At 62.8% G+C, this 23,212-nt stretch carries 21 protein-coding genes; 13 read left to right on the top strand and 8 right to left on the bottom strand.

Going from position 1 to position 23,212, the window contains the following annotated elements; all coding sequences use genetic code 11:
- The first annotated feature begins 58 nt into the window (after positions 1 to 58).
- From PSH80_RS20520 to PSH80_RS20545, 6 genes are read left to right on the top strand one after another with little or no spacing between them, the layout of a single operon-like run.
- Positions 59 to 751: an RDD family protein gene (locus tag PSH80_RS20520; protein ID WP_057960540.1), complete on the top strand. Its 693-nt coding sequence runs from the start codon at positions 59 to 61 to the stop codon at positions 749 to 751.
- Positions 748 to 1,728 (top strand): stage II sporulation protein M, encoded by a 981-nt coding sequence (locus tag PSH80_RS20525; protein ID WP_057960548.1) that lies wholly within the window; start codon positions 748 to 750, stop codon positions 1,726 to 1,728. Before PSH80_RS20520 ends, PSH80_RS20525 begins: the two co-directional genes overlap by 4 nt.
- Positions 1,715 to 3,241: a DUF4129 domain-containing protein gene (locus PSH80_RS20530; RefSeq protein ID WP_057960541.1), complete on the top strand. Its 1,527-nt coding sequence runs from the start codon at positions 1,715 to 1,717 to the stop codon at positions 3,239 to 3,241. The genes PSH80_RS20525 and PSH80_RS20530 overlap by 14 nt, the downstream gene beginning before the upstream one ends.
- Positions 3,238 to 4,395 carry a DUF4350 domain-containing protein gene (locus PSH80_RS20535; RefSeq protein WP_128593428.1) on the top strand — a complete coding sequence of 386 codons (1,158 nt, stop codon included), beginning with the start codon at positions 3,238 to 3,240 and terminating at the stop codon, positions 4,393 to 4,395. Before PSH80_RS20530 ends, PSH80_RS20535 begins: the two co-directional genes overlap by 4 nt.
- A complete protein-coding gene (locus PSH80_RS20540; RefSeq protein WP_128593427.1) occupies positions 4,392 to 5,384 on the top strand; it encodes a MoxR family ATPase in 993 nt (330 codons plus the stop codon). Before PSH80_RS20535 ends, PSH80_RS20540 begins: the two co-directional genes overlap by 4 nt.
- Before the next feature lie 7 nt (positions 5,385 to 5,391).
- Positions 5,392 to 6,723 (top strand): DUF58 domain-containing protein, encoded by a 1,332-nt coding sequence (locus PSH80_RS20545; RefSeq protein ID WP_057960544.1) that lies wholly within the window; start codon positions 5,392 to 5,394, stop codon positions 6,721 to 6,723.
- Between the two features lie 13 nt (positions 6,724 to 6,736).
- Here the strand turns inward: PSH80_RS20545 and PSH80_RS20550 are convergent, their stop codons facing one another.
- Both PSH80_RS20550 and PSH80_RS20555 read right to left on the bottom strand, forming a co-directional pair.
- Positions 6,737 to 7,096 carry a PilZ domain-containing protein gene (locus PSH80_RS20550; protein ID WP_057960549.1) on the bottom strand — a complete coding sequence of 120 codons (360 nt, stop codon included), beginning with the start codon at positions 7,094 to 7,096 and terminating at the stop codon, positions 6,737 to 6,739.
- Positions 7,097 to 7,329: 233 nt separating this feature from the next.
- Complete coding sequence (locus tag PSH80_RS20555; RefSeq protein WP_057440129.1) at positions 7,330 to 7,704, bottom strand: hypothetical protein; 375 nt, start codon at positions 7,702 to 7,704, stop codon at positions 7,330 to 7,332.
- 175 nt (positions 7,705 to 7,879) lie between these two features.
- Here PSH80_RS20555 and pyk point away from each other — a divergent pair, with 175 nt between their 5' ends.
- The gene (gene pyk, locus PSH80_RS20560; protein WP_029295454.1) at positions 7,880 to 9,331 is read left to right on the top strand and encodes a pyruvate kinase; all 1,452 of its coding nucleotides are present in this window, start codon (positions 7,880 to 7,882) and stop codon (positions 9,329 to 9,331) included.
- A gap of 179 nt (positions 9,332 to 9,510) precedes the next feature.
- On the opposite strand, the gene PSH80_RS20565 is transcribed toward pyk, so the two are convergent.
- Together PSH80_RS20565 and PSH80_RS20570 are read right to left on the bottom strand one after the other, a co-directional pair.
- Positions 9,511 to 10,260, bottom strand: coding sequence for an enoyl-CoA hydratase (locus PSH80_RS20565; protein ID WP_057960545.1), 750 nt, complete (start codon positions 10,258 to 10,260; stop codon positions 9,511 to 9,513).
- Positions 10,261 to 10,288: 28 nt separating this feature from the next.
- The gene (locus PSH80_RS20570; protein WP_057960546.1) at positions 10,289 to 11,221 is read right to left on the bottom strand and encodes an iron-sulfur-binding ferredoxin reductase; all 933 of its coding nucleotides are present in this window, start codon (positions 11,219 to 11,221) and stop codon (positions 10,289 to 10,291) included.
- Between the two features lie 248 nt (positions 11,222 to 11,469).
- Here PSH80_RS20570 and PSH80_RS20575 point away from each other — a divergent pair, with 248 nt between their 5' ends.
- The 5 genes from PSH80_RS20575 (at position 11,470) to PSH80_RS20595 (ending at position 18,834) form a co-directional block, all read left to right on the top strand.
- Positions 11,470 to 12,993 carry a fumarate hydratase gene (locus PSH80_RS20575; RefSeq protein WP_057960547.1) on the top strand — a complete coding sequence of 508 codons (1,524 nt, stop codon included), beginning with the start codon at positions 11,470 to 11,472 and terminating at the stop codon, positions 12,991 to 12,993.
- 221 nt (positions 12,994 to 13,214) lie between these two features.
- Positions 13,215 to 14,981: an ATP-binding protein gene (locus PSH80_RS20580; RefSeq protein ID WP_057958664.1), complete on the top strand. Its 1,767-nt coding sequence runs from the start codon at positions 13,215 to 13,217 to the stop codon at positions 14,979 to 14,981.
- Positions 14,975 to 16,309, top strand: coding sequence for a sigma-54 dependent transcriptional regulator (locus tag PSH80_RS20585; RefSeq protein WP_057958663.1), 1,335 nt, complete (start codon positions 14,975 to 14,977; stop codon positions 16,307 to 16,309). Before PSH80_RS20580 ends, PSH80_RS20585 begins: the two co-directional genes overlap by 7 nt.
- Before the next feature lie 274 nt (positions 16,310 to 16,583).
- Positions 16,584 to 17,903: an MFS transporter gene (locus tag PSH80_RS20590; RefSeq protein WP_057958662.1), complete on the top strand. Its 1,320-nt coding sequence runs from the start codon at positions 16,584 to 16,586 to the stop codon at positions 17,901 to 17,903.
- Between the two features lie 298 nt (positions 17,904 to 18,201).
- Positions 18,202 to 18,834: a flavin reductase family protein gene (locus tag PSH80_RS20595; protein ID WP_120734035.1), complete on the top strand. Its 633-nt coding sequence runs from the start codon at positions 18,202 to 18,204 to the stop codon at positions 18,832 to 18,834.
- A gap of 162 nt (positions 18,835 to 18,996) precedes the next feature.
- On the opposite strand, the gene PSH80_RS20600 is transcribed toward PSH80_RS20595, so the two are convergent.
- Both PSH80_RS20600 and PSH80_RS20605 read right to left on the bottom strand, forming a co-directional pair.
- The gene (locus PSH80_RS20600; protein WP_057439394.1) at positions 18,997 to 19,278 is read right to left on the bottom strand and encodes a hypothetical protein; all 282 of its coding nucleotides are present in this window, start codon (positions 19,276 to 19,278) and stop codon (positions 18,997 to 18,999) included.
- Positions 19,279 to 19,286: 8 nt separating this feature from the next.
- On the bottom strand, positions 19,287 to 19,628 hold the full coding sequence (locus tag PSH80_RS20605) for an antibiotic biosynthesis monooxygenase family protein (protein ID WP_057958661.1): 342 nt from the start codon (positions 19,626 to 19,628) through the stop codon (positions 19,287 to 19,289).
- Between the two features lie 328 nt (positions 19,629 to 19,956).
- Here PSH80_RS20605 and PSH80_RS20610 point away from each other — a divergent pair, with 328 nt between their 5' ends.
- Positions 19,957 to 20,886: an AraC family transcriptional regulator gene (locus PSH80_RS20610; protein WP_057439392.1), complete on the top strand. Its 930-nt coding sequence runs from the start codon at positions 19,957 to 19,959 to the stop codon at positions 20,884 to 20,886.
- Positions 20,887 to 20,990: 104 nt separating this feature from the next.
- Here the strand turns inward: PSH80_RS20610 and PSH80_RS20615 are convergent, their stop codons facing one another.
- Together PSH80_RS20615 and PSH80_RS20620 are read right to left on the bottom strand one after the other, a co-directional pair.
- Complete coding sequence (locus tag PSH80_RS20615) at positions 20,991 to 22,445, bottom strand: ATP-binding protein (RefSeq protein ID WP_305418127.1); 1,455 nt, start codon at positions 22,443 to 22,445, stop codon at positions 20,991 to 20,993.
- The gene (locus PSH80_RS20620; RefSeq protein WP_057439391.1) at positions 22,435 to 23,166 is read right to left on the bottom strand and encodes a response regulator; all 732 of its coding nucleotides are present in this window, start codon (positions 23,164 to 23,166) and stop codon (positions 22,435 to 22,437) included. Before PSH80_RS20620 ends, PSH80_RS20615 begins: the two co-directional genes overlap by 11 nt.
- Positions 23,167 to 23,212: the final 46 nt, after the last annotated feature.

A 23,212-nucleotide genomic window follows, 5' to 3' on the forward strand; every position in this document is an offset into this window, starting at 1 on the left:
TGCCGGCTGCCCGACGAGGTTGCCCATGCCCAGCCACACCGCACTGCCAGGGAATGCAATGCCCACCGCACCATTGGACACCCGCTATCAGATCGAGACCCCGGAAGGCATCGACCTGCCCTTGCGCCCCGCCGGGCTGATGCCCCGGGCACTGGCATTCGGCTTCGACCTGGGCCTGCGCGGCCTGATCCTCGGTGTCCTGTTCATCGCCCTGGCGTTTCTCGGCAACCTGGGCATCGGCCTGGGCTCGATCCTGCTGTTCCTCGTCAGTTGGTGGTACATGGTGCTGTTCGAAGTGCTCAACCAGGGCAGTTCACCGGGCAAACAGATCATGGGCCTGCGCGTGGTACAGGATGACGGCACGCCCATTGGCTGGTCCGCATCCCTGATCCGCAACCTGCTGCGGTTTGTCGATATGTTGCCGTTCGGCTATTTCCTCGGGGCCATCAGTTGCCTGCAACATCCCCACTTCAAACGCCTGGGCGACATTGCGGCCGGTACCCTGGTGATCTATCGCGAACAGCCCCTGGCCCGCCCCCTCCTGCCCCAGGCCCCGGCATTGCGCCTGCCCTTTGCCCTCGAGCTGGACGAGCAACGTGCGATCCTGGGTTTTGCCGAGCGCCAGGGTGAGCTGTCCGCCGAACGGACCCACGAGCTGGCGGCGATTCTGGCCACGCCCCTGCAGGTCTCCCCCGCGCGCGCCGTGGAACAGCTCAATGGCGTGGCCCGCGGCCTGTTGGGGCCGACATGAAGCAAAGCCTGTTCGAAACCCGTCACCAGCCGCACTGGCAGGCATTTGCCAGCCAGTTGGCCCTGCTTGAACAAGGCAAGGCAAAGGCCGAGGACCTGACGCGTTTCCCTCAAGATTACCGACGCCTGTGCCAACATCTGGCACTGGCGCAGGAGCGGGGCTATAGCAGCTACCTGATAGACCCGCTGCAACAGTTGGCCTTGCGCGGCCATCAACAGTTGTATCGCCATCGCAGCCAGCTCGGGGCCAAGGTGCTGGGCTTCCTGCTGGCGGATTTCCCCCGCACGGTTCGCGAGCAATGGCGCTTCGTGCTGGTCGCCAGCCTGCTGTTCTTTGGCAGCCTGATCGGCATTGCGCTGCTGGTCTACCTGTTCCCCGAACTGATCTACACCATCGTCAGTGCCCCGCAAGTGTCCGAGATGCAGGAGATGTACGACCCCGATGCCAGTCGCCTGGGCCGCGCAGCCGCACGGGCGTCGAGCGAAGACTGGATGATGTTCGGCTACTACGTCATGCATAACATCGGCATCGCGTTCCAGACCTTTGCCGGCGGCCTGCTGTTTGGCCTGGGCAGCGTGTTTTTCCTGTTTTTCAATGGCCTGATGATCGGCGCCATCGCCGGTCACCTGACCGAAATCGGCTATGGGCAGACCTTCTGGTCCTTTGTCATCGGTCACGGCGCCTTTGAACTGACGGCCATCGCCCTGGCCGGCGCGGCCGGCCTGCAACTGGGCTGGGCCTTGATCGCGCCGGGAGCATTGCCCCGGGGTGAAGCACTGCGCCTGGCAGCCCGCAAAAGCGTGAAAATGATCTGCGGCGTGATTTTATTCCTGCTGATCGCGGCCTTTATAGAGGCCTATTGGTCCTCCACCACCGCCGTGGAACCTTGGGGCAAGTACCTGGTGGGCGCCGCGCTCTGGGCGATGGTGCTCGCCTATCTGCTGTTTGCCGGCAGGGGTCGTCATGCGCCTGAGTGACGCCAGCGTGGTAATCCGCCCCCGCACTACGTGGGAAGCCATGGACCTGGGGGTATTGCTGGCCCGCAAGCACCGCGTGCTCTTGATGAGCAGTTGGGCCTTGGTCAGCCTGCCGATCTTTATCCTGATCAGCCTTGCGCTGTGGGACTACCCATCTGTTGCTGTACTGGTGTTCTGGTGGTTGAAACCGGCCTTTGAGCGCCTGCCGCTGTATATCCTGTCCACAGCACTGTTTGGCGAAACGCCTACCCTCAAGCAGGCGCTGCGCCAATGGCCCCGCCTGCTCAAAGGTCAACTGCTGGCCAGCCTGACCTGGAGACGCTTGAGCCTCAGTCGCAGCTTCGTCATGCCCGTGGTGCAACTCGAAGGCCTCGGCGGCCTGGCCCGCCAACAACGGCTGGGGGTGCTGCAACAGCGCAATGCCGGTGCAGCGCGCTGGCTGACGCTGATCGGTATTCACCTGGAAACAGCACTGTGGATTGGCTTGATGGCGCTGTTCTACCTGTTCCTGCCACAACAGGTAGAGCTCGACTGGGACTGGCAACAACTGGCGCTGGCCAGCAGCCAGGACTGGCTCTGGCTGGAACACCTGACCAATGCCTTGTACGCCCTGGTCCTGGTGCTCTGGGAGCCGATCTATGTGGCCTGCGGGTTCAGCCTCTACCTGAACCGGCGTACCGTGCTCGAAGCCTGGGACCTGGAGTTGGTGTTCCGCCGTCTGCGCCAGCGCCTGGGGTCAACGGTGGCCGTCCTACTGCTGGCTGTCGGCCTGCTGCTGCTCCCGCCAACACCCCAGGCCATGGCCGATCAACCCGTGGCTGCACAACCCTTGAGTACGCCAGCCGCCAGCCAGGCGATCAAGCGCCTGCTGGAAGAGCCCCCGTTCAAGAATCCGGAATCCGTGACCCGCTACCGTTTCGGCGAAGACAAGACCATCGACAAACCAAAGCCCACAGGGGATGCCCGGTTGCCTGCCTGGCTTAAATCCTTGCTCGACAACCTCAACAGCGACACCTTCAAGTCTCTGGCCCTGGTCATGGAGGTGCTGTTGTGGAGCCTGCTGATCGCCGGCATTGCCTTGGTGGCCTGGCGCTATCGTGATTGGCTGCACGCCTTTGTCAGCCATCGCCGCGCCCCCCGCACCGTTGACCAGCCAGTGCCGTCACAACTGTTCGGCCTGGACATGGGCGTGGAAACATTACCCGATGACATCGCCGGTACCGCCGAGCAACTGTGGGCCTCGCAGCCCCGTGAAGCGCTTGGCCTGCTCTATCGCGGCCTGCTTAGCCGCCTGTTGCATGACTTCAACCTGCCCCTGAAAAACGCCGATACCGAAGGCCAGGTCCTGGAGCGCGTGCGTCACTTGCAACAGCCGCAATTGCTGGCATTCAGCGACGACCTGACCCGCCACTGGCAAAACCTCGCCTATGGCCATCGCGTACCGCCTGCCCTGGCCCAACAACAACTGTGCGCCCACTGGCGCGCGCTGTTCGACAGCGAGGCCACGGGATGAACCGGCCACTGATCTGGCTCGCGCTGATCCTGGCCTGCCTGCTGACGGCGGGGGGCTTCTACGCCTGGCACAAGGCGATCCCTTACGAGGAAGTGGTCGAGCGCGGGCCATCACCCGAAGCCCAGGCTAATCCCTACCTGGCGGCGGAGCATTTCCTACGCCAGCAAGGCATAGCCGTTGAGCACGCCAACAGCCTGGAACGCCTGGCTACCCTGCCCACCAAGGGCGGCAGCCTGTTGTTGCTCAGCGAACGCAGCAACATGACCCCGCGCCAGGTTGACCAGTTGCTGGAGTGGACCCAGGCCGGCGGCCACCTGCTGCTGGTGGCCGAAGCTATATGGGATGAAGAAACCCAGGACAGCGGCGACCTGCTGCTCGATCGCCTGCAGTTGCGCCAGGCCTTCAGCGATGACTTCGACCAGCCAGTCCCACCTCGCAAGGGCAAGAAGCCGGACCTGACACGCCTGTATGTCGATAATGAAACCGCACCGGCCTTCTTCAGTTTCGACACCGACTTCACCTTGATCGACCCCAGGCACCTGGCCCAGTTTTCGGCCAACAGCGCCAAGTCCAGCCACCTGATGCAACTCGATCTCGGGCAGGGCCGTGTGACAGTGATCACCGACAGCGAACTGTGGAAAACCCCGGATATAGGCCTGCACGATAATGCCTGGCTGCTCTGGTACCTGACCCAGGGCAGCAATGTCACCCTACTGTCCAACACGGATGTCGAGAACCTGTTCAGCCTGTTGCTGCGTTACTTCCCCCAGGCCCTTTTGGCACTCGCCGCCTTGATTGTGCTGGGGTTGTGGCGCGCCGGCGTACGCCAGGGGCCCATCCAGGCACCCGCGCCCAAGGCACGCCGGCAACTGCTGGAACACTTGAATGCCAGTGCCGATTTCCTGCTGCGCCGCAGTGGGCAAAACAGCCTGTTGCACGCCCTGCAGCGGGACATCCTGCGCACCGCCCGCCGCCGCCACCCCGGCTTCGAACAGTTGGACACTGCCGGGCAATGGCAAGCCCTTGAACGCCTGACTCGCCAACCGCCATCCATTATCAGCCAGGCCCTGGGCCCACTCCCGGCAAAGCGGCTTTCCAGCGCCGACTTCAGCCGCCAGGTGGCCTGCCTGCAAACCCTCAGGAATGCCCTATGAGCGACTCTCCAGTGGATTCACCCAACACCCTCGACACCGGTCGGGCCACCCAGTTGGCCCAGGCGCTGCGCACCGAGTTGCGCAAGGCCGTGATTGGCCAGGATGGGGTGATTGATGATGTGCTGACCGCATTGATCGCCGGCGGCCACGTGTTGCTCGAAGGGGTTCCCGGCCTGGGCAAGACCCTGCTGGTACGGGCCCTGGCCCGCTGCTTTGACGGCGACTTCGCGCGTATCCAGTTCACCCCGGACCTGATGCCCAGTGATGTAACCGGGCATGCCGTGTACGACCTGCACACCGAGCAGTTCAAACTGCGCAAGGGGCCGTTGTTCACCCACTTGCTGCTGGCGGACGAGATCAACCGGGCCCCGGCAAAAACCCAGGCCGCCCTGCTCGAAGCCATGCAGGAACGCCAGGTCACCCTCGAAGGCGAAGCCCTGCCTATCGGCCAGCCCTTTATGGTGCTGGCCACCCAGAACCCCATCGAACAGGAAGGCACTTATCCACTACCGGAGGCCGAACTCGACAGGTTCATGCTCAAGGTGTGCATGGACTACCCCGAGGCGCAGCAAGAGGTGGATATGGTGCGTGAAGTGACCCGTTCATCGCGCGCCGACATGCTCGACGTGCAACCACTGCGCACCGTGCTGCAAGCCGCTGACGTGTTGCTGTTGCAGCAGGTCGCCAGTGAGCTGGCCCTGGATGAACAGGTACTCGACTACGCCGTGCGCCTGGCTCGTACCACCCGCACCTGGCCCGGTCTGGCCCTGGGCGCGGGCCCGCGTGCGTCCATCGCCCTGGTGCGGGGTGCCCGTGCTCGCGCCCTGCTGCGAGGTGGCGAGTTCGTCACGCCGGACGACATCAAGAGCTGTGCGCTGGCAGTGTTGCGCCATCGGGTACGCATCGCCCCGGAGCTGGATATCGAAGGCCTGGAGGTGGATCAGGTGCTGACCCAGTTACTCGACCAAGTGCCGGCACCACGCCAGTGACATGCCCATGAGACCGACTCGCCTGTTGCTGGCCTGGCTTGCCGTGTTGCTGGGCCTGAACATCGCCCTCGGGACGGCCGTGGCCCTGCAACTCAACGTGCCGGCCGCTCTGCATTCCATCGCCTGGGGCCTGCTCCTGGCGCTGCTCTTGCTGGCCTTGCTCGATGCTGGCCGGCTGAAACGCCGCCCCTCGCCACGCCTGCGCCGGCAGATGCCGGGCAGCCTGGCGCTGGGGCGTTGGAGCGAGGTGCGGATCACCCTGGAACATGACTATCCACAGCCGTTGGTCCTGGAGGTGTTTGATCACGTACCGGATGGTTTGAGCGTGCAAAACCTGCCCCAGTCCATCACCCTGCGCCCCGGGGAACAGAGCGAACTGGGCTACCGCCTGCGCCCCTTGAGCCGTGGGCATTTCAGTTTTGAGCGCTGTGAGGTGCACCTCCCCAGCCTCCTGGGGCTGTGGACTGCCAAGCGCCAGGTGCCGGTCAAGGACGCCACCCGGGTTTATCCGGATTTTGCCCGACTGTACGGCGCGCAATTACTGGCGGTAGACAACTGGCTCAGCCAACTGGGTGTACGCCAGCGCCAGCGTCGCGGCCTGGGCCTGGAGTTTCACCAGTTGCGGGAATTTCGCGAGGGTGACAGCCTGCGCCAGATCGACTGGAAGGCCACGGCCCGGCAACGCACGCCGATTGCCCGGGAATATCAGGATGAGCGCGACCAGCAGATTGTGTTCATGCTCGACTGCGGCCGGCGGATGCGCAGCCAGGACAACGAGCTGGCGCATTTCGACCACGCTCTCAACGCGTGCCTGCTGCTCAGCTATGTGGCCCTGCGCCAGGGCGATGCCGTGGGCTTGTGCACCTTCGCCTGCGACCAGCCGCGCTACCTGGCACCCGTCAAGGGCAGCGGCCAGTTGAACCAGTTGCTCAACGCGGTATACGACCTGGACACCACCCGGCGCGCGGCCGACTACCAGGCTGCGGCCAACCAACTGCTGGCCCGCCAGAAACGCCGGGCCTTGGTGATTGTCGTGACCAACCTGCGTGATGAGGACGACGAGGATCTGCTGACCGCCGTCAAGCGCATCAGCCGCCAGCACCGGGTATTGGTCGCGAGCCTGCGCGAAGAAGTGCTGGATCAAGTGCACCAGGCGCCTGTGCAAACCTTGCCGGAAGCGCTGGCCTACTGTGGCAGCGTCGACTACCTCAATGCCCGGGAAGAATTGCATGACCGCATGAAGGCGCAGGGCCTGGCGGTATTGGACGCCCGACCCTCGGACCTCGGCGCAGACCTGGTAACCCGTTACCTGGGCTGGAAAAAGGCCGGCGTGCTATGAGTGGCGCATGACGCTAGGCCGAAGCCTGCAAGGGATCAAAGCTGAAGTACTGCAACAGCGCGGCAATCAATTGCCCGTACTCGTCGGGGGCCTGCAGCAGGGTGAACCCCGAATCGTAATGCTGGGGGTTGATATCCTCACGACTCCACAGGCAGGTGGCAGTGAAGTCAATGGCATGCACATCCCCCTCAGGTCCGGGGATCTTCAAGCGCAGCTCAAAATCCGCGTTGACCATCATGGGTAATCGGCTGACCAACATCAGCCCCTCGCTGGAGATGTTACCCAAGTAACCGATGGGTTTATCCGTGTGGCGGTTGAACACCTGTAAAAAACAGGGCAACTGGTGTCGCTCAATCCTTCGGTCGGTAAACATGATGAGATCGCCGTCCAATGGCCATGATTCTGGCCGTTCCTGTGATTCGGACCGGAGCGCTGCCAGCAGCACCCCGCTCTCCCCCGGATTTCGCTACAACAGCAGCCTTTGCCCTGTCGCTTAAACGCCATCGAATCAGGGGCTACATCTATTTGGATTGAAAGTTGTACAAACAGACATTCGAAGAATAGCCCAACTCCGGCAAGAGGCCAGCTGTCAAATTACAAATGTCATCACAAGGCGGCTGGCCGTGCGCGGGCAGTGCTTGCACCGGGGTAATGCCCCAGTTGTTGCAGGGTATCCAGGCGTGCGCGGGCACGGAATGCGTATTCGCTCGACGGATATTGGCTGATGATGAACTGATAGGTCTGCACGGCATCCACGAACAACTTCTGCCGTTCCAGGCACTGCCCACGCAGCATCGAGACCTCCGGCTGCACGTAGCGCCGGGACCGGCTTTGACGGTCGACCTGGGACAATTCCAGGGTGACCCGTTCGCAGTCGCCTACATTGTAGGCCCGGTAGGCATTGTTCAAATGATGGTCCATCGACCAACGGGTACAGCCGACAACACTGACGGCCAGGGCTGCAATGATCAAAACTCGCATGGGTGTTCTCCTGTCTTGAGCAGTGTATCGACCCTTGGGCGAAAATCTTCAAGGTTGTTCGTCTGGCGTCATCGCGTGAAAACAAGCGAATCGACAATAAGTAGTGCAAACGAACAATGACTACAGCCAAAGAGCATAGTAGCCTTCCCCAGCGCTAGAACTCAGGAGTCCGTGCATGTCCGTCCGTCGTACCAAAATCGTCGCCACCCTTGGCCCGGCCAGTAACTCGCCGGAAGTCCTCGAACAGCTGATTCTGGCTGGCCTGGACGTTGCCCGTCTGAACTTCTCCCACGGCACCCCGGACGAGCACAAGGCTCGCGCCAAGCTGGTACGTGACCTCGCCGCCAAGCATGGCCGCTTCGTCGCGCTGCTGGGTGACCTGCAAGGGCCGAAGATCCGTATCGCCAAATTCGCCAACAAGCGCATCGAGCTGAAGATTGGTGACAAATTCACCTTCTCAACCAGCCATCCGCTGACCGAAGGCAACCAGCAGGTCGTGGGTATCGACTACCCGGACCTGGTCAAAGACTGCGGCGTCGGCGACGAACTGCTGCTGGACGATGGCCGCGTGGTCATGCGTGTCGACACCGCCACCGTCACCGAGCTCAACTGCACCGTGATCATCGGCGGCCCGCTGTCCGACCACAAAGGCATCAACCGTCGCGGTGGTGGCCTGACTGCACCGGCCCTGACCGAAAAAGACAAGGCTGACATCAAGCTCGCCGCCGAAATGGAAGTGGACTACCTCGCCGTATCCTTCCCGCGTGACGCTGCCGACATGGAGTACGCCCGCCAACTGCGCGACGAAGCCGGCGGTACCGCCTGGCTGGTGGCGAAGATCGAGCGCGCCGAAGCCGTGGCCGACGACGAAACCCTCGACGGCCTGATCAAGGCGTCCGATGCAGTGATGGTTGCCCGTGGCGACCTCGGTGTAGAAATCGGTGACGCAGAACTGATCGGCATCCAGAAGAAAATCATCCTGCACGCACGCCGCCACAATAAAGCGGTGATCGTCGCGACCCAGATGATGGAGTCGATGATCCAGAACCCGATGCCGACCCGTGCCGAAGTGTCCGACGTGGCCAACGCCGTGCTCGACTACACCGACGCCGTGATGCTCTCGGCGGAAAGTGCTGCCGGCCCGTACCCGCTGGAAGCAGTCCAGGCCATGGCGCGTATCTGCGTCGGCGCTGAAAAACACCCGACCAGCAAAACCTCCAGCCACCGCATCGGCAAAGTGTTCGAAAGCTGCGACCAGAGCATCGCCCTGGCCGCCATGTACACCGCCAACCACTTCCCGGGTGTGAAGGCGATCATCGCCCTGACCGAAAGTGGCTACACGCCGTTGATCATGTCGCGTATCCGTTCCTCGATCCCGATCTACGCGTTCTCCCCGCACCGCGAAACCCAGGCCCGTGCGGCCATGTTCCGTGGCGTCTACACCGTACCGTTCGACCCGGCGTCGCTGCCGCCTGAGCAAGTCAGCCAGGCTGCCATCGACGAACTGCTCAAGCGTGGCGTAGTCGAGAAAGGCGATTGGGTGATCCTGACCAAGGGCGACAGCTACCACACCATCGGTGGCACCAACGGCATGAAGATCCTGCACGTTGGCGATCCAATGGTCTGAGTGACCCGCTGAAAAGCAAAGGCCCTGGCACGTGAGTGACAGGGCCTTTTGCATTTCAAGTCACGCTGCTGTGGTGACTGGACTGGCGTTATCGCGGGCAAGCCCGCTCCCACATTGGAGCGCATTTCAAGTGTGGGAGCGGGCTTGCCCGCGATAACGCCAGTCCAACCACTTGGATTTCAGCGCCGGGCAATAAACCCAGACAACGCCGCAATCGCCTCCGGCGACCTCAAGCGCTGGGTAAACAATGCACCCTCCTCCTCGATCACCTGGCGCAATTGCTCGCGGTCGACGCTCTTCATCAATTGCTTGGTCACCTGCACCGCCCCCGGCGCCAGGGTCTCAAAGCGCCCGCCGACTTCCCGCGCCTTGGCCAGGGCCGCTTCGCCGCTGCCCAACGCTTCGGTGGCGATCCCCCACTGCGCAGCCTGCTCTCCACTGAACCCTTCGCCCAGCAGCAGCAACTCGGCGGCTTTCGCGTGCCCCAGCAAGCGCGGCAGGATCAGGCTGGAGCCAAACTCAGGGCACAGCCCCAGGTTGACGAATGGCATGCGCAACCGGGCATCGCGACTGACATACACCAGGTCGCAATGCAGCAGCAGCGTGGTGCCAATGCCCACCGCCGCCCCGGCCACGCCGGCAATCACCGGTTTACGGCAGTTGAGCAGGCTTTGCATGAAATGAAAGGGTGGGCTGTCCAGGTCTGTGGGCGGCTGCTCAAGGAAGTCGCCGATGTCGTTGCCGGCGGTAAAGCAGTCGCTGCTGCCCTGGATCAGCACGGCATTGACCGTCGTGTCGGCATCGGCCTGCTCCAGCGCCGCCGCCAATTGGCTGTACATGGCGCGGGTCAGGGCATTTTTCTTGTCGGGGCGATTGAGCTGCAGGATCAGCAGCCCACGGTCACGGTGCAGCAGGATGGCGTCGGTCATGGTGAGTCTCGCAGATAGACATCAGCGCTCAACCACGGGGCAGGAACACATCGGCCAGCAGTTGATTGCGCGGCAAGCCAGCCAGGAACAGGCGCTTGGAAAAGGCCTCGACACTGCTGGGGTGCCCGCAGAGTAAGGCCAGGGTTTGCCGGGAAACAAGCCGCAGTTGCGCCAAAGCCTCGGTCAACTGCGCCGCCGTCCACAGCTCCACACTGAGGCTGGGATGGCTCGCGGCCAGTTGCCTCAGGGGCTCGGCCAGATAATGGCTATCAGCATCATGGGCCAGGTGAATCACGCGAATGGCGCCCTGGTGATCCTGGCGCAACGCCTCACGCAACACGCCCCACAACGGGCCCATTCCGGTGCCGGATGCCAGCAGCCACAGCGGCCGGGATTGCCAGTCCGGATCGTAGTGCAACGCGCCGCCGCGCAACTCGCCCAGGCGCAATGGATCGCCGGCCTGTAACTGCCGCGCAAGGTCGCTGAATTCGCCGGGCAGGCGGCAATCGAGGTGGAACTCCAGGAACGGATCTTCCTCGGGCAGGCTGGCCAGGGAATACGGCCGCGCCACCGTGCCCGCCCACAACACCAGGTGCTGGCCGGCCCGGTAGCGCAACCCACGTTCCGCTTGCAGGCGCAGGCGCAACACTGTCGGGCTCAACCAATCGGCGCTCAGCACCGTTGCCGCCGCGCCGTCGCGCAAGGGGTCAAAGGTCTCGACCTGTACATCGCCCACGACCTGGCACTGGCAGGCCAGACGCCAGCCGTCCTGGCGTTGTGCCGGGTTCAGGGCATCGGGCTGCTTGTCATCAACCTCGCCCTGGCAGCGCACCAAACACGCATGGCAACTGCCCGCGCGACAACTGTAGGGCACAGCCACACCGGCCTGGTTCAAGGCATCCAGCAGATTGCTGCCGGTGGAGACCGACCAGCGGCGTTCGCCGACGTGCAGTTCAGGCATGAAAGGCCTCGCATCAAAATGTGCGATCACTGTAACTGCTTTTTGCAGGCGTCGGCTCCTCCAGGAGGGTGGTCGGCAGCGTTTGACCATCGTCGGGTGTATCGGCCATCGCGCCGGGTTATACTGCCGCGCCTTTTTAGCGTCGCGCCAGCACTACCCGGCGTGCCTTGGAAAAGGTGGCTTCAGCGACCGATGCACCCATCTGAAGCCACCTTTATTGAATGTTCCCTTATAGAGGAGCGCGACTCATGACCGTGATCAAGCAAGACGACCTGATTCAGAGCGTTGCCGACGCCCTGCAATTCATTTCCTACTACCACCCCGTTGACTTCATCCAGGCGATGCACGAGGCCTACCTGCGCGAAGAATCGCCGGCAGCCCGTGACTCCATGGCGCAGATCCTGATCAACTCGCGCATGTGTGCCACCGGCCACCGCCCGATCTGCCAGGACACCGGGATCGTCACCGTGTTCGTACGCGTGGGCATGGATGTACGTTGGGATGGCGCCACCATGGGCCTGGACGACATGATCAACGAAGGCGTGCGTCGCGCCTACAACCTGCCGGAAAACGTCCTGCGCGCCTCGATCCTCGCCGACCCGGCCGGTGCGCGCAAAAACACCAAGGACAACACCCCGGCCGTGATCCACTACTCCATCGTCCCGGGTAACACCGTGGAAGTGGACGTGGCCGCCAAAGGCGGTGGTTCCGAGAACAAGTCGAAAATGGCCATGCTCAACCCGTCCGACTCGATTGTCGACTGGGTGCTCAAGACCGTTCCGACCATGGGCGCCGGCTGGTGCCCACCGGGCATGCTCGGCATCGGCATCGGCGGCACCGCCGAGAAAGCCGCAGTGATGGCCAAGGAGGTGTTGATGGAATCCATCGACATCCACGAGCTGAAAAAGCGCGGCCCGTCCAACCGTATCGAAGAGATGCGCCTGGAGCTGTTCGAGAAGGTCAACCAACTGGGGATCGGCGCCCAGGGCCTGGGTGGCCTGACCACCGTGCTCGACGTGAAGATCATGGACTACCCGACCCACGCCGCCTCGTTGCCGGTGTGCATGATCCCCAACTGCGCCGCCACCCGTCACGCGCACTTCGTGCTCGACGGCTCCGGCCCGGCCTCGCTGGAAGCGCCACCGCTGGACGCGTACCCGGAAATCGTCTGGGAAGCCGGCCCGTCGGCCCGTCGCGTCAACCTCGACACCCTGACCCCGGAAGACGTGCAAAGCTGGAAGCCGGGCGAAACCGTCCTGCTCAACGGCAAGATGCTCACCGGTCGCGACGCGGCGCACAAGCGCATGGTCGAGATGCTGAACAAGGGTGAAACCCTGCCGGTGGACCTCAAGGGTCGCTTTATCTACTACGTCGGCCCGGTAGATCCGGTGCGCGAAGAAGTGGTTGGCCCGGCTGGCCCGACCACCGCCACGCGGATGGACAAGTTCACCCGCCAGATCCTCGAACAAACCGGCCTGCTGGGCATGATCGGCAAATCCGAGCGCGGCCCGACCGCCATCGAAGCGATCAAGGACCACAAGGCCGTGTACCTGATGGCCGTCGGCGGCGCTGCTTACCTGGTGGCGCAAGCCATCAAGAAGTCGCGCGTGGTCGCTTTCGCCGAACTGGGCATGGAAGCGATCTACGAGTTCGACGTCAAGGACATGCCGGTCACTGTTGCCGTCGACAGCAAGGGCGAGTCGGTACACATCACTGGCCCTGCCATCTGGCAGAAAAAGATCAGTGAGAGCCTGGCGGTAGAGGTGCAGTAAGCACTTCCCCGCAGGGATAGAAGGCGACTGTGGCTCCATGCCGCAGTCGCCTTTTTTATGACCGACGATTTTGTGGGAGCGGGCTTGCCCGCGATGCAGGCACTGCGGTCTGGCTGCAGAACGCGTCGATGCAATCGCGGGCAAGCCCGCTCCCACAAGTACTGCGCTCGTCCTGCTGCATGGTATGGTGCTCGCCCCCTACTGCAGCTGTTCATTCTCGTATGATCGCGATCCCTCGCCCATTGCGTCTGACCTTCTACTCCCTGCTGATTATCGCCGGTGCCGTTTTGGCCGCCGCTCTTGCCATGCGCCAGGCCGAACGCCAGTCCCTGGTGGACGATGCCGGCCGTGCCAATCAGCAACTGGCGCTGTACGCCAACTCCCTGCACACCCTGATTGAACGTTACCGCGCCCTGCCCGCCGTACTGGCCCTGGATTCGGAAATGATCCGCGCCTTGCAAGGCCCGCTGGATCCGGCGACCCAGGACGTGCTCAACCACAAACTGGAACGCATCAACGGTGCCGCGCAGTCGTCGACCCTGGAGCTGATGGACCGCACCGGCCTGGCCGTGGCGGCCAGCAACTGGCGGTTGCCCAGTAGCTATGTCGGCCACAACTATGCGTTTCGCCCGTATTTCAGCCAGACCCGCAGCCAGGGCACCGGGCGCTTTTATGCGGTGGGGGTGACCACCGGGATTCCGGGGTATTTCCTGTCCAGCGCAGTGCTGGATGAGCAGGAGCAGTTTCTCGGCGCCATGGTGGTGAAACTGGAGTTCCCGGAACTGGAGCGCGAATGGGCCCAGGGCGACGACCTGCTATTGGTCAGCGATGCCCGGGGCATTGTGTTTATCGCCAATAAACCCGGATGGCGTTACCGCAACCTGCGCCCGCTGTCGGCCAACGATCTGGCCGAGCTCAAGGCCACGCGCCAATACGATAAAAAACAACTGCAGCCCCTGGACACCCAGACCTTGCAGCGCTTTGACGAAAACAGTCACTTGATGCGCGTCGCCGGGCCCGAAGGCAATGCCAACTACATCTGGGAATCCCTGCCTCTCAAAGCCGAAGGCTGGACCCTGCACCTGCTGCGCAAACCCCAGGTCGCCTTTGAAGACCAACGTAACGCCGGCCTCGCCGCCGCTGGCCTGTGGTTGACCCTGGTGTTCCTGGTGCTGTTCCTCAGCCAGCGCTGGCGCCTCGCCCGCTTGCGCCAGCGCAGCCGCGCAGAGCTTGAGAGCCTGGTGGAAGAACGCACCCGGGCCTTGCGCACCGCCCAGGATGGCCTGGTGCAATCGGCCAAGCTGGCGGCGCTGGGACAGATGTCCGCGGCCCTGGCCCATGAAATCAACCAGCCACTGACTGCCCAGCGCATGCAACTGGCCACCTTGCGCCTGCTGCTCGACCACGGGCGTATCGACGACGCCTACCAGGCCCTGACGCCGTTGGACGACATGCTCACCCGCATGGCCGCCCTCACCGGCCACCTCAAGACCTTCGCCCGCAAAAGCCCCAGTGGCCTGCGCGAACGCCTGGACCTGGCGACCGTGGTCGACCAGTCCCTGCAGTTGCTCGACGCACGCCTGCGGGACGAAGCCATCGGCACCGTGCTCGACCTGACCCGCCCGGCCTGGGTGCGCGGCGATGCCATTCGCCTGGAACAAGTACTGATCAACCTGCTGCGCAATGCCCTGGACGCCATGGCCAACAAGCCACGCAAGCGCCTGGAAATCCGCCTGCATGCTGATCAACAACTGTGGCACCTGAGCGTCAGCGACAGCGGCGGTGGGATTGCCGAGGAACACCTGAACAATGTGTTCGACCCGTTTTTTACCACCAAGCCGGTGGGGGACGGGCTCGGACTTGGGCTGGCGGTGTCGTACGCTATCGTGCATGAACTGGGGGGGCGCCTGATTGCTGCCAACCAGGGAGACGGCGCCGTCTTCACCCTGATCCTGCCCATCGCGCTGGAGGCGCCAGACCTATGCTGAACGCGGTGATCGTGGTTGATGACGAGGCCAGCATCCGCACGGCCGTGGAACAGTGGCTGAGCCTCTCCGGGTTCGAGGTGCAGTTGTTCAGCCGTGCCGAGGACTGCCTGGCCAAACTGCCCAGGGATTTCCCCGGGGTGATTCTCAGCGACGTGCGCATGCCGGGCCTCAGCGGCCTGGAGCTGCTGGCCGAGGTGCAACGGCGCGATACCGATTTGCCAGTGATCCTGCTGACCGGCCATGGCGACGTGCCGATGGCCGTCGAAGCCATGCGCGACGGCGCCTACGACTTCCTTGAGAAACCCTTCAGCCCCGACGCCCTGCTCGCCAGCCTGCGCCGGGCCCTGGACAAACGCGGACTGATCCTGGAAAACCGCCGCCTGCACCAACAGGCCGATCATCGCGCCCAGTTGGAGTCGACCCTGTTGGGGGTGTCGCGCAGCCTGCAGAACCTGCGGCGCCAGGTGCTGGACTTGGCCGGTTTGCCGGTCAATGTGCTGATCCGCGGCGAGACCGGCAGCGGCAAGGAGCTGGTCGCCCGTTGCCTGCATGACTTCGGGCCCCGGGCAAAGAAGCCGTTTGTCGCGCTCAACTGTGCGGCGATTCCCGAGCAACTGTTTGAAGCCGAACTGTTCGGCCATGAAAGCGGCGCCTTCACCGGCGCCCAGGGCAAGCGCATCGGCAAGCTGGAGTACGCCAACGGCGGCACGTTGTTTCTCGACGAGATCGAAAGCATGCCCCTGGCCCAGCAGGTGAAGCTGCTGCGGGTGTTGCAGGAACAGAAACTGGAGCGCCTGGGTTCCAACCAGAGCATCAAGGTCGACTTGCGCATCATTGCGGCCACCAAGCCCGACCTGTTGGACGAAGCCCGCGCCGGGCGTTTTCGTGAAGACCTGGCCTACCGCCTGACGGTGGCACAACTGCGCCTGCCACCGTTACGCGAACGCCGCGAAGATATCCCACTGCTGTTCGACCACTTTACCCAGATAGCCGCCGAACGCCTGGGCCGCGAGACCGTGCCCCTCAACGGGCCGCAACTGGGGCAGTTGCTGAGCCATGACTGGCCGGGCAACGTGCGCGAACTGGCCAACGTCGCCGAACGCCAGGTGCTGGGCCTGGGCGAGCCGGAGCCGGAAGGTATCGAGGCCGGGCAATCCCTGGCGGCGCAGCAGGAGGCATTCGAGGCCCATTGCCTGAAAGCCGCGCTGACTCGGCATAAGGGCGATATCAAGGCGGTTCTGGCCGAACTGCAACTGCCACGGCGGACCTTCAATGAAAAGATGCAGCGCCATGGGCTGACCCGGGAAATGTTTTTGTCGATGGATTGAGGGCCCCCTGAGGGCCTCATCGCAGGCAAGCCAGCTCCCACACTTGAATGTATTCGCAAATCAGAATGTGGGAGCTGGCTTGCCTGCGATGAGGACAGCCGCCATAAGCGGATTTCCGCTCATCAACAAAAAATGATCAGCGACTTTCCGCTCAAAATAATCCCCCAACCCTTCTAGATCGGGCCCTCACCTGCTTGGCACAGCTCCTGCTATAGGTCCAACCAGGCTGCGCTGACGCGCGCTCCACAAAAACAATGACATGAAGGATCCTTCAATGGATAACTCCAATACCCTGCCTCTGGGGTCGGCGGCTGCGCCGGCGCAAGCACGCACCACCTCCAGCCGCATCAAGTCGATCTTCAGCGGATCGGTCGGCAATATGGTCGAGTGGTACGACTGGTACGTCTACGCTGCTTTCTCGCTGTACTTCGCCAAGGCCTTCTTCCCTAAAGGCGACACCACCGCCCAACTGCTCAACACCGCCGCGATCTTCGCCGTGGGCTTTTTGATGCGCCCGATTGGCGGCTGGCTGATGGGCCTCTACGCCGACCGCGCAGGCCGTAAAGCCGCATTGATGGCGTCGGTGCTGCTGATGTGCTTCGGCTCGCTGATCATCGCCCTGAGCCCCGGTTATGAAACCATCGGTGTCGGCGCGCCGATCCTGCTGGTGTTCGCCCGCTTGCTGCAAGGCCTGTCGGTCGGTGGCGAATACGGCACCTCGGCCACCTACCTGAGTGAAATGGCGACCAAGGAACGTCGCGGCTTCTTCTCCAGCTTCCAGTACGTGACCCTGATTTCCGGCCAGCTCATCGCGCTGGCGGTGCTGATCGTGCTGCAACAGATCCTCACCACCGAAGAGCTGTATGCCTGGGGCTGGCGTATCCCGTTTGCCATCGGCGCACTGTGCGCAGTCGTAGCCCTGTACCTGCGACGCGGCATGGAAGAAACCGAGTCCTTCACCAAGAAGGAAAAAGCCAAGGAAAGCGCAATGCGCACCTTGATGCGCCACCCCAAGGAACTGATGACCGTGGTCGGCCTGACCATGGGCGGCACCCTGGCCTTCTACACCTACACCACCTACATGCAGAAGTACCTGGTGAACACTGTCGGCATGAGCATTTCCGACTCCACCACCATTTCTGCGGCCACGCTGTTCCTGTTCATGTGCCTGCAACCGATTGTCGGCGGCCTGTCGGACAAGGTCGGTCGCCGGCCGATCCTGATCGCCTTCGGCATCCTCGGCACCCTGTTCACCGTGCCGATCCTCACCACTCTGCACACCGTCCAGACCTGGTGGGGCGCGTTCTTCCTGATCATGGCGGCGCTGATCATCGTCAGCGGCTACACCTCGATCAACGCCGTGGTGAAGGCCGAGCTGTTCCCTACCGAAATCCGTGCACTGGGTGTCGGCCTGCCTTACGCACTGACCGTGTCGATCTTCGGCGGTACCGCTGAATACATCGCCCTGTGGTTCAAGAGCATCGGCATGGAAACCGGCTACTACTGGTACGTCACCGCGTGTATTGCCGTGTCGCTGCTGGTCTACATCACCATGAAAGACACCCGCAAGCATTCGCGGATCACCACGGACTAAGCGTTCGCCAGGTGTAGAAAAGGGCCATGTCATCCAATGACATGGCCCTTTTTTCATCCCGTCAGGACAGCTCTGCCAGCGGCTGACGGCTGTCCCTGCGCTGTACCTACCAGGCACCGGCGATCATCACCAGCAACCAGACGAGCAGGATCATCGACCGGGCGTGCAGACTGGCCGCAGGGCGGTGAAAAACAGGTGGTTGCTGGATGAAAACTCCAGGCGGCACCGCCAATCCGGTGGAAATCCTGCCCTTGGGCCTGCACTATTGCGCTTTTCCCCGCCGCAGGAACCCCCGTCCATGCCTGACGATATCCATTTCTACGAACCCGCCAACGGCCACGGCCTGCCCCATGACCCGTTCAACGCCATCGTCGGCCCACGCCCGATTGGCTGGATTTCGTCCCAGGACCGCGAAGGCCGCCTGAACCTGGCGCCCTACAGTTTTTTCAATGCCTTCAACTACATCCCGCCGATCATTGGTTTTTCCAGCGTCGGGCGTAAAGACAGCCTGAATAACATCGAACAGACCGGCGAATTTGTCTGGAACCTGGCCACGCGCCCGCTGGCCGAGCAGATGAACCAGAGCTGCGCCGCCGTGTCACCAGAGGTCAACGAGTTTGAATTGGCCGGGCTGACGCCAGTGGCCTCCAAAGTGATCGCTGTGCCGCGGGTCGGCGAAAGCCCGGTGTCGTTCGAGTGCAAGGTCACGCAGATCATTCAGCTACAGCGGGCCGACAAGGAACTGGTGCCCAGCTGGCTGGTGCTTGGCGAAGTGGTCGCGGTGCATATCGCCAAATGGTTGCTCAAGGATGGGGTGTACGACACTGCGGCGGCCGAGCCGATTCTGCGGGGCGGCGGCCCGGCGGATTATTTCCAGCTGGGGCCGGAAGCGCTGTTCAAGATGTACCGCCCAGGGGCTACCAAACCCTGATTGGATCGAATGCAATTAAAAATGTGGGAGCGGCTTGTGTGGGAGCGGGCTTGCTCGCGAAAGCGTCGTGTCAGCCAGCCAATTTGGAACTGATCCACCGCTTTCGCGAGCAAGCCCGCTCCCACACAAACCCCGCGCCCACCGTTGGGTCGGTGGTGTTCTTTAGTTTGTTGCGGTTGCCCAGGCCAGTTGGCCCTCTTCGTCGATATCGCTCAAGCGCTCCAGTTGCTGGGCCGCCGCATCGTCGGCGTCGTCGGCAGTCTTGAACAGTTGGCCATCGAGGATCTTGTGAAAGCGCGGTGCGCTCATGCCGTCCAGTGCCTTGACGGCAATGGCGGCGCTATAGCCACCCTGGTCTTCGCGCACTAGGGCGGAAACAGCTTCGTGGTGGGCAAATTCTTTACGTGCCATGTTGCAGGTCCTGGCCAATGGAAAGTCGGCCATTCTAAACCCTAACCGGCCAGTTGCAGGTACTCGCCATAAGCCTTGTCGGCGCAGGCGTCAGTGAAGGTCTGGAAGTCCATGCTGCGCACGACCCTGTCGTTCAACAACTCGGTAAACAGCACCAGCGCCGGCGAGCTGAAGTAGGCACTCATGGCCTGTTCGCTGCTCCAGAAACCTGAAACCAACCAGACATCGGGGTCAACCTGGGAATGCTGCAACGAGAATTGCAGGCAACCCTGAGCCTGACGGCCCGGTTCGATCAAACTGCTCAAGCGTGCACCCAGTTCGGTGCTGCACCCGCTGCGGGCGCGGATGAAGGCCAGATGGCTCGCGGGAATGGGGGTGGACATGTTCGACTCTCCCGTTGAGAAGTGATGCTCGGCAAGCACTGTGAGGGCGTGTTGCCACACAATCAAAGATACGGGCGCAGGCCCCTGCGCGGTTAGTCGATTCCTGCCGGCTTATTGCACAATCCTGCCAGAAGCGTAGACACCCGGTTCGGCCCCAGGCTTTATTGCAGGGACAAGCGCCTTGTTTCAGGCAGATGACAGGCCGGGGGGCTTGCCTGATTCCAGACGCGCCGCAGGATCAGGCAAGGATTGTGCAGAATCGACATAACACGGCTTGCAGCGCCACCGCTAAGCTGTGCCCATCAAAGAAGCATGCAGAGGACGCTCCATGTCGTCGCCCGAACAGCAGTCCATTCCCCTCGATGCCGAGATGGAAAAACAGCGCGCCGAACTGGCCAGCATTGTGCACCGGCACACCTGGGAGGACGGTTCCTACGGCACCGCGATCACTTCGCTCTACCTGAACCGCCACAATACGCCGCGCGACTTCATGCCGGTGCTGGTTGAACCTGCCCTGTGCATCCTCGCCAACGGCAGCAAGGAAGTGCGCCTGGCCGACGAAATCTTTGCCTACGACCCCCTCAACTACCTGGTGTTCTCGGTCGCGATGCCGGTGGCCGGGCGAGTCATCGACGCCACGGTCGAAGACCCCAACCTGTCGGTGCGCATCAATATCGACCCGGCGCAACTGACCGCCCTGATTGCGGAAGCCGGCCCGATGGGGGTGCCCACGCGCCCGACCGCGCGCGGTATGTATGTCGACCGGATCGACACCCAGTTGCTCGACGCCGTATTGCGCCTGGCACGCCTGCTGGATACGCCCAAAGATATCGCGATGTTGGCGCCGTTGATCAATCGCGAAATCCTCTACCGCTTGCTGCGTGGGCCACAGGGCTATCGCCTGTACGAAATTGCCGTGGCCAATAGCCAGAGCCATCGGGTCAGCCGCGCAATCACCTGGCTGAACGGCAACTACGAACAACCGCTACGCATTGATGACCTGGCCAAGGAAGTGAATCTCAGCGTGTCGACCCTGCACCACCGCTTCAAGGCCATCACGGCCATGAGTCCGTTGCAGTACCAGAAGCAACTGCGCTTGCAGGAAGCGCGGCGCCTGATGATCGCCGAAGGCCTGGAAGCCTCGGCGGCGGGGTATCGGGTGGGGTATGAGAGCCCGTCGCAGTTCAGCCGGGAATACAGCCGATTGTTTGGGGCGCCGCCGCTTAGAGATTTAGCCAGGTTGCGCCAGAGCCTCTGACCTACTGCGGACCGCTGTGGGAGCTGGCTTGCCTGCGATGGCGGTGGGTCAGATGTACCGCTATCGCAGGCAAGCCCGCCCCCACATAGGCTCGGCAGCGCGGCTTAGTCCGGGGTGCGGGGCAGTTGCAAGGTCACCCGCAGGCCACCTTCGCGCAAATTCTGCAAACTCACTTCGCCGCCATGGCTATGGGCAATATTGCGTGCAATCCCCAGCCCCAGGCCATAGCCCTGCTGCTGCCCGGCCAGGCGAAAGTGCGGTTCGAAGACCTGCTCCAGACGCTGCTCCGGTACACCGGGCCCCTCGTCATCCACATGCAGGATGAACTGCGCACCATCGTCCTCGATACGCAGATGGGCGTTCTGCCCGTACTTCAAGGCGTTGTCGATCAGGTTGCCAATGCAGCGCTTGAGCGCCAGCGGCTTGCCCGGATAGGCCGTCAACGCCCGGCCGTGCTGGGTCACCCGGCCATTGCCGTTGGGCGCCAGATACGGCTCCACCAGGCAGTCGAGCACATGGTTGAGGTCCACCGGCTCGATGTTCTCGTGGATGTCCGTGTCCTTGACGCACTGCAACGCGCCCTTGACCAGCAGTTCCAGCTCATCCAGGTCACGGCCGAACTTGGCTTGCAGCTTTTCGTCTTCCAGCAGTTCCACCCGCAGCCGCAGGCGTGTGATTGGTGTGCGCAAGTCGTGGGAAATTGCGCTGAACAACTGGCTGCGTTCGGTCAGGTAGCGGCTGATCCGCTCGCGCATGGCATTGAACGCGCGGCCTACCTCCACCACTTCGCTGCCGCCGCCTTCAGCCACCGGCTCCACGTCGGCGCCCAGGGACAGGTCCCGCGCCGCCCGCGCCAGGCGCTTGAGCGGCCGGCTTTGCCAGTGCACCAGCAAGCCGATAAACAGCAACAGAAAGCCGCTGGTCAGCACGATAAACCACACTTGCTGGGACGGCAGACCCTGTTCTTCGAGGCTGGTGTAGGGCTCGGGCAGCAACGAGGCGATATACAGCCATTCGCCGGCGCCCAACTCAATCTGCGTCACCAGTACCGGCGGGTTGACCGGCTCCAGGGTCAGCGCGTAATGCGCCCAGGAACGTGGCAGCTCATCGAGTTTCAGGCCGGCATTGAAGATACGCAGGTCTTTGGCACTGACAAATTCCACCGAAAAATGCACATCACTGCCCAGGGTCTGGCGCAGCACTTCGTCCACCGCGCCGAGCACCGCCTGTTTGCGCGGGGTTTGCGGCAAGATCTGCATATCCAGCGGTTTGTCGTTGAGCGTCACCACAAAGCGCGTGCCGCCCATGCTGCGCAACTGGTCGAGCACCAGCGGGCGATAAGCCACCGGCAGGGAACGGAAATAACTGACGCTGGCGGTCATCGAATGGGCCAGGCTGCGGGCGCTGGTGACCAGGCCCTCAAGCTGGGTGGCGCGCAGCTGCGAGACCCAGATCACGCTGGATAAAGCCTGGGCAAACAGCACCGCCAACAGGGTCAGCAGCAGCATGCGCCCCAACAAGGAACGCGGGACCGGAATGCGCCCGCGCTCAGTGGGCATTGCTGGCAACCACACTGGCCGCCAGTTGGTAACCGCTGCCGCGCACGGTGCGGATCAGCCGTGGCGGTTTCTCGGTGTCGCGCAGGCGTTGTCGCAGGCGGCTGACGGCCATGTCGACAATGCGGTCCAGGGGCATCAGGTCACGGCCACGGGTGGCATTGCCAATGGTGTCGCGATCAAGGATTTGCTGCGGGTGATCGAGGAACAGTTTGAGCAGGGCAAAGTCGGCGCCGGAGAGGATGACTTCCTCGCCATCAACGTGAAACAAGCGATGGCTGATCATGTCCAGCCGCCACTCATCAAACACCAGCACATCGCCACCGCTGCGCTCCTGGCCAAACTGGCAGCGGCGCAACAGGGCCTTGATGCGTGCCTGCAGCTCACGGGGGCTGAAGGGTTTGCCGATGTAATCGTCGGCGCCCAGCTCCAGGCCGATGACCCGGTCGGCCTCGTCGGAACTGGCGGTGAGCATGATGATCGGCACCTGAGCCTGGCGCGGGTGCTGACGTACCCAGCGGCAGAGGCTGAAGCCGTCTTCGTCGGGCAGCATGACGTCGAGGATCACCAGGTCGCACGGGGCTTCGTCCATGGCTTGGCGAAACCCTGCGCCATTGGGCACGCCCCGCACCTGGAAGCCGGCGCGACTGAGGTAGGTTTGCAGCAACTCGCGGATTTCCTCGTCGTCATCGACGAGAAGAATGGATTTACTGATTACGCTCACAGGGGCCTCCTTGTTGTTATGGGGTGCTCTCTAGGGCCTCTTCGCG

The organism is Pseudomonas sp. FP818, from assembly GCF_030687335.1.
GTDB classification, from domain to species: domain Bacteria; phylum Pseudomonadota; class Gammaproteobacteria; order Pseudomonadales; family Pseudomonadaceae; genus Aquipseudomonas; species Aquipseudomonas shahriarae.

Excerpts from the sequence above, each read along its gene's own strand:
- PSH80_RS20545 (WP_057960544.1), top strand. The coding sequence starts at position 5,392 with ATGAGACCGACTCGCCTGTTGCTGGCCTGGCTTGCCGTGTTGCTGGGC.
- PSH80_RS20565 (WP_057960545.1), bottom strand. The coding sequence starts at position 10,260 with ATGACCGACGCCATCCTGCTGCACCGTGACCGTGGGCTGCTGATCCTG.
- PSH80_RS20520 (WP_057960540.1), top strand. The coding sequence starts at position 59 with ATGCCCACCGCACCATTGGACACCCGCTATCAGATCGAGACCCCGGAA.
- PSH80_RS20570 (WP_057960546.1), bottom strand. The coding sequence starts at position 11,221 with ATGCCTGAACTGCACGTCGGCGAACGCCGCTGGTCGGTCTCCACCGGC.
- PSH80_RS20600 (WP_057439394.1), bottom strand. The coding sequence starts at position 19,278 with ATGGCCGACTTTCCATTGGCCAGGACCTGCAACATGGCACGTAAAGAA.
- pyk (WP_029295454.1), top strand. The coding sequence starts at position 7,880 with ATGTCCGTCCGTCGTACCAAAATCGTCGCCACCCTTGGCCCGGCCAGT.
- PSH80_RS20555 (WP_057440129.1), bottom strand. The coding sequence starts at position 7,704 with ATGCGAGTTTTGATCATTGCAGCCCTGGCCGTCAGTGTTGTCGGCTGT.
- PSH80_RS20595 (WP_120734035.1), top strand. The coding sequence starts at position 18,202 with ATGCCTGACGATATCCATTTCTACGAACCCGCCAACGGCCACGGCCTG.
- PSH80_RS20585 (WP_057958663.1), top strand. The coding sequence starts at position 14,975 with ATGCTGAACGCGGTGATCGTGGTTGATGACGAGGCCAGCATCCGCACG.
- PSH80_RS20525 (WP_057960548.1), top strand. The coding sequence starts at position 748 with ATGAAGCAAAGCCTGTTCGAAACCCGTCACCAGCCGCACTGGCAGGCA.
- PSH80_RS20610 (WP_057439392.1), top strand. The coding sequence starts at position 19,957 with ATGTCGTCGCCCGAACAGCAGTCCATTCCCCTCGATGCCGAGATGGAA.
- PSH80_RS20615 (WP_305418127.1), bottom strand. The coding sequence starts at position 22,445 with ATGCCCACTGAGCGCGGGCGCATTCCGGTCCCGCGTTCCTTGTTGGGG.
- PSH80_RS20550 (WP_057960549.1), bottom strand. The coding sequence starts at position 7,096 with ATGTTTACCGACCGAAGGATTGAGCGACACCAGTTGCCCTGTTTTTTA.
- PSH80_RS20580 (WP_057958664.1), top strand. The coding sequence starts at position 13,215 with ATGATCGCGATCCCTCGCCCATTGCGTCTGACCTTCTACTCCCTGCTG.
- PSH80_RS20530 (WP_057960541.1), top strand. The coding sequence starts at position 1,715 with ATGCGCCTGAGTGACGCCAGCGTGGTAATCCGCCCCCGCACTACGTGG.
- PSH80_RS20590 (WP_057958662.1), top strand. The coding sequence starts at position 16,584 with ATGGATAACTCCAATACCCTGCCTCTGGGGTCGGCGGCTGCGCCGGCG.
- PSH80_RS20535 (WP_128593428.1), top strand. The coding sequence starts at position 3,238 with ATGAACCGGCCACTGATCTGGCTCGCGCTGATCCTGGCCTGCCTGCTG.
- PSH80_RS20605 (WP_057958661.1), bottom strand. The coding sequence starts at position 19,628 with ATGTCCACCCCCATTCCCGCGAGCCATCTGGCCTTCATCCGCGCCCGC.
- PSH80_RS20540 (WP_128593427.1), top strand. The coding sequence starts at position 4,392 with ATGAGCGACTCTCCAGTGGATTCACCCAACACCCTCGACACCGGTCGG.
- PSH80_RS20575 (WP_057960547.1), top strand. The coding sequence starts at position 11,470 with ATGACCGTGATCAAGCAAGACGACCTGATTCAGAGCGTTGCCGACGCC.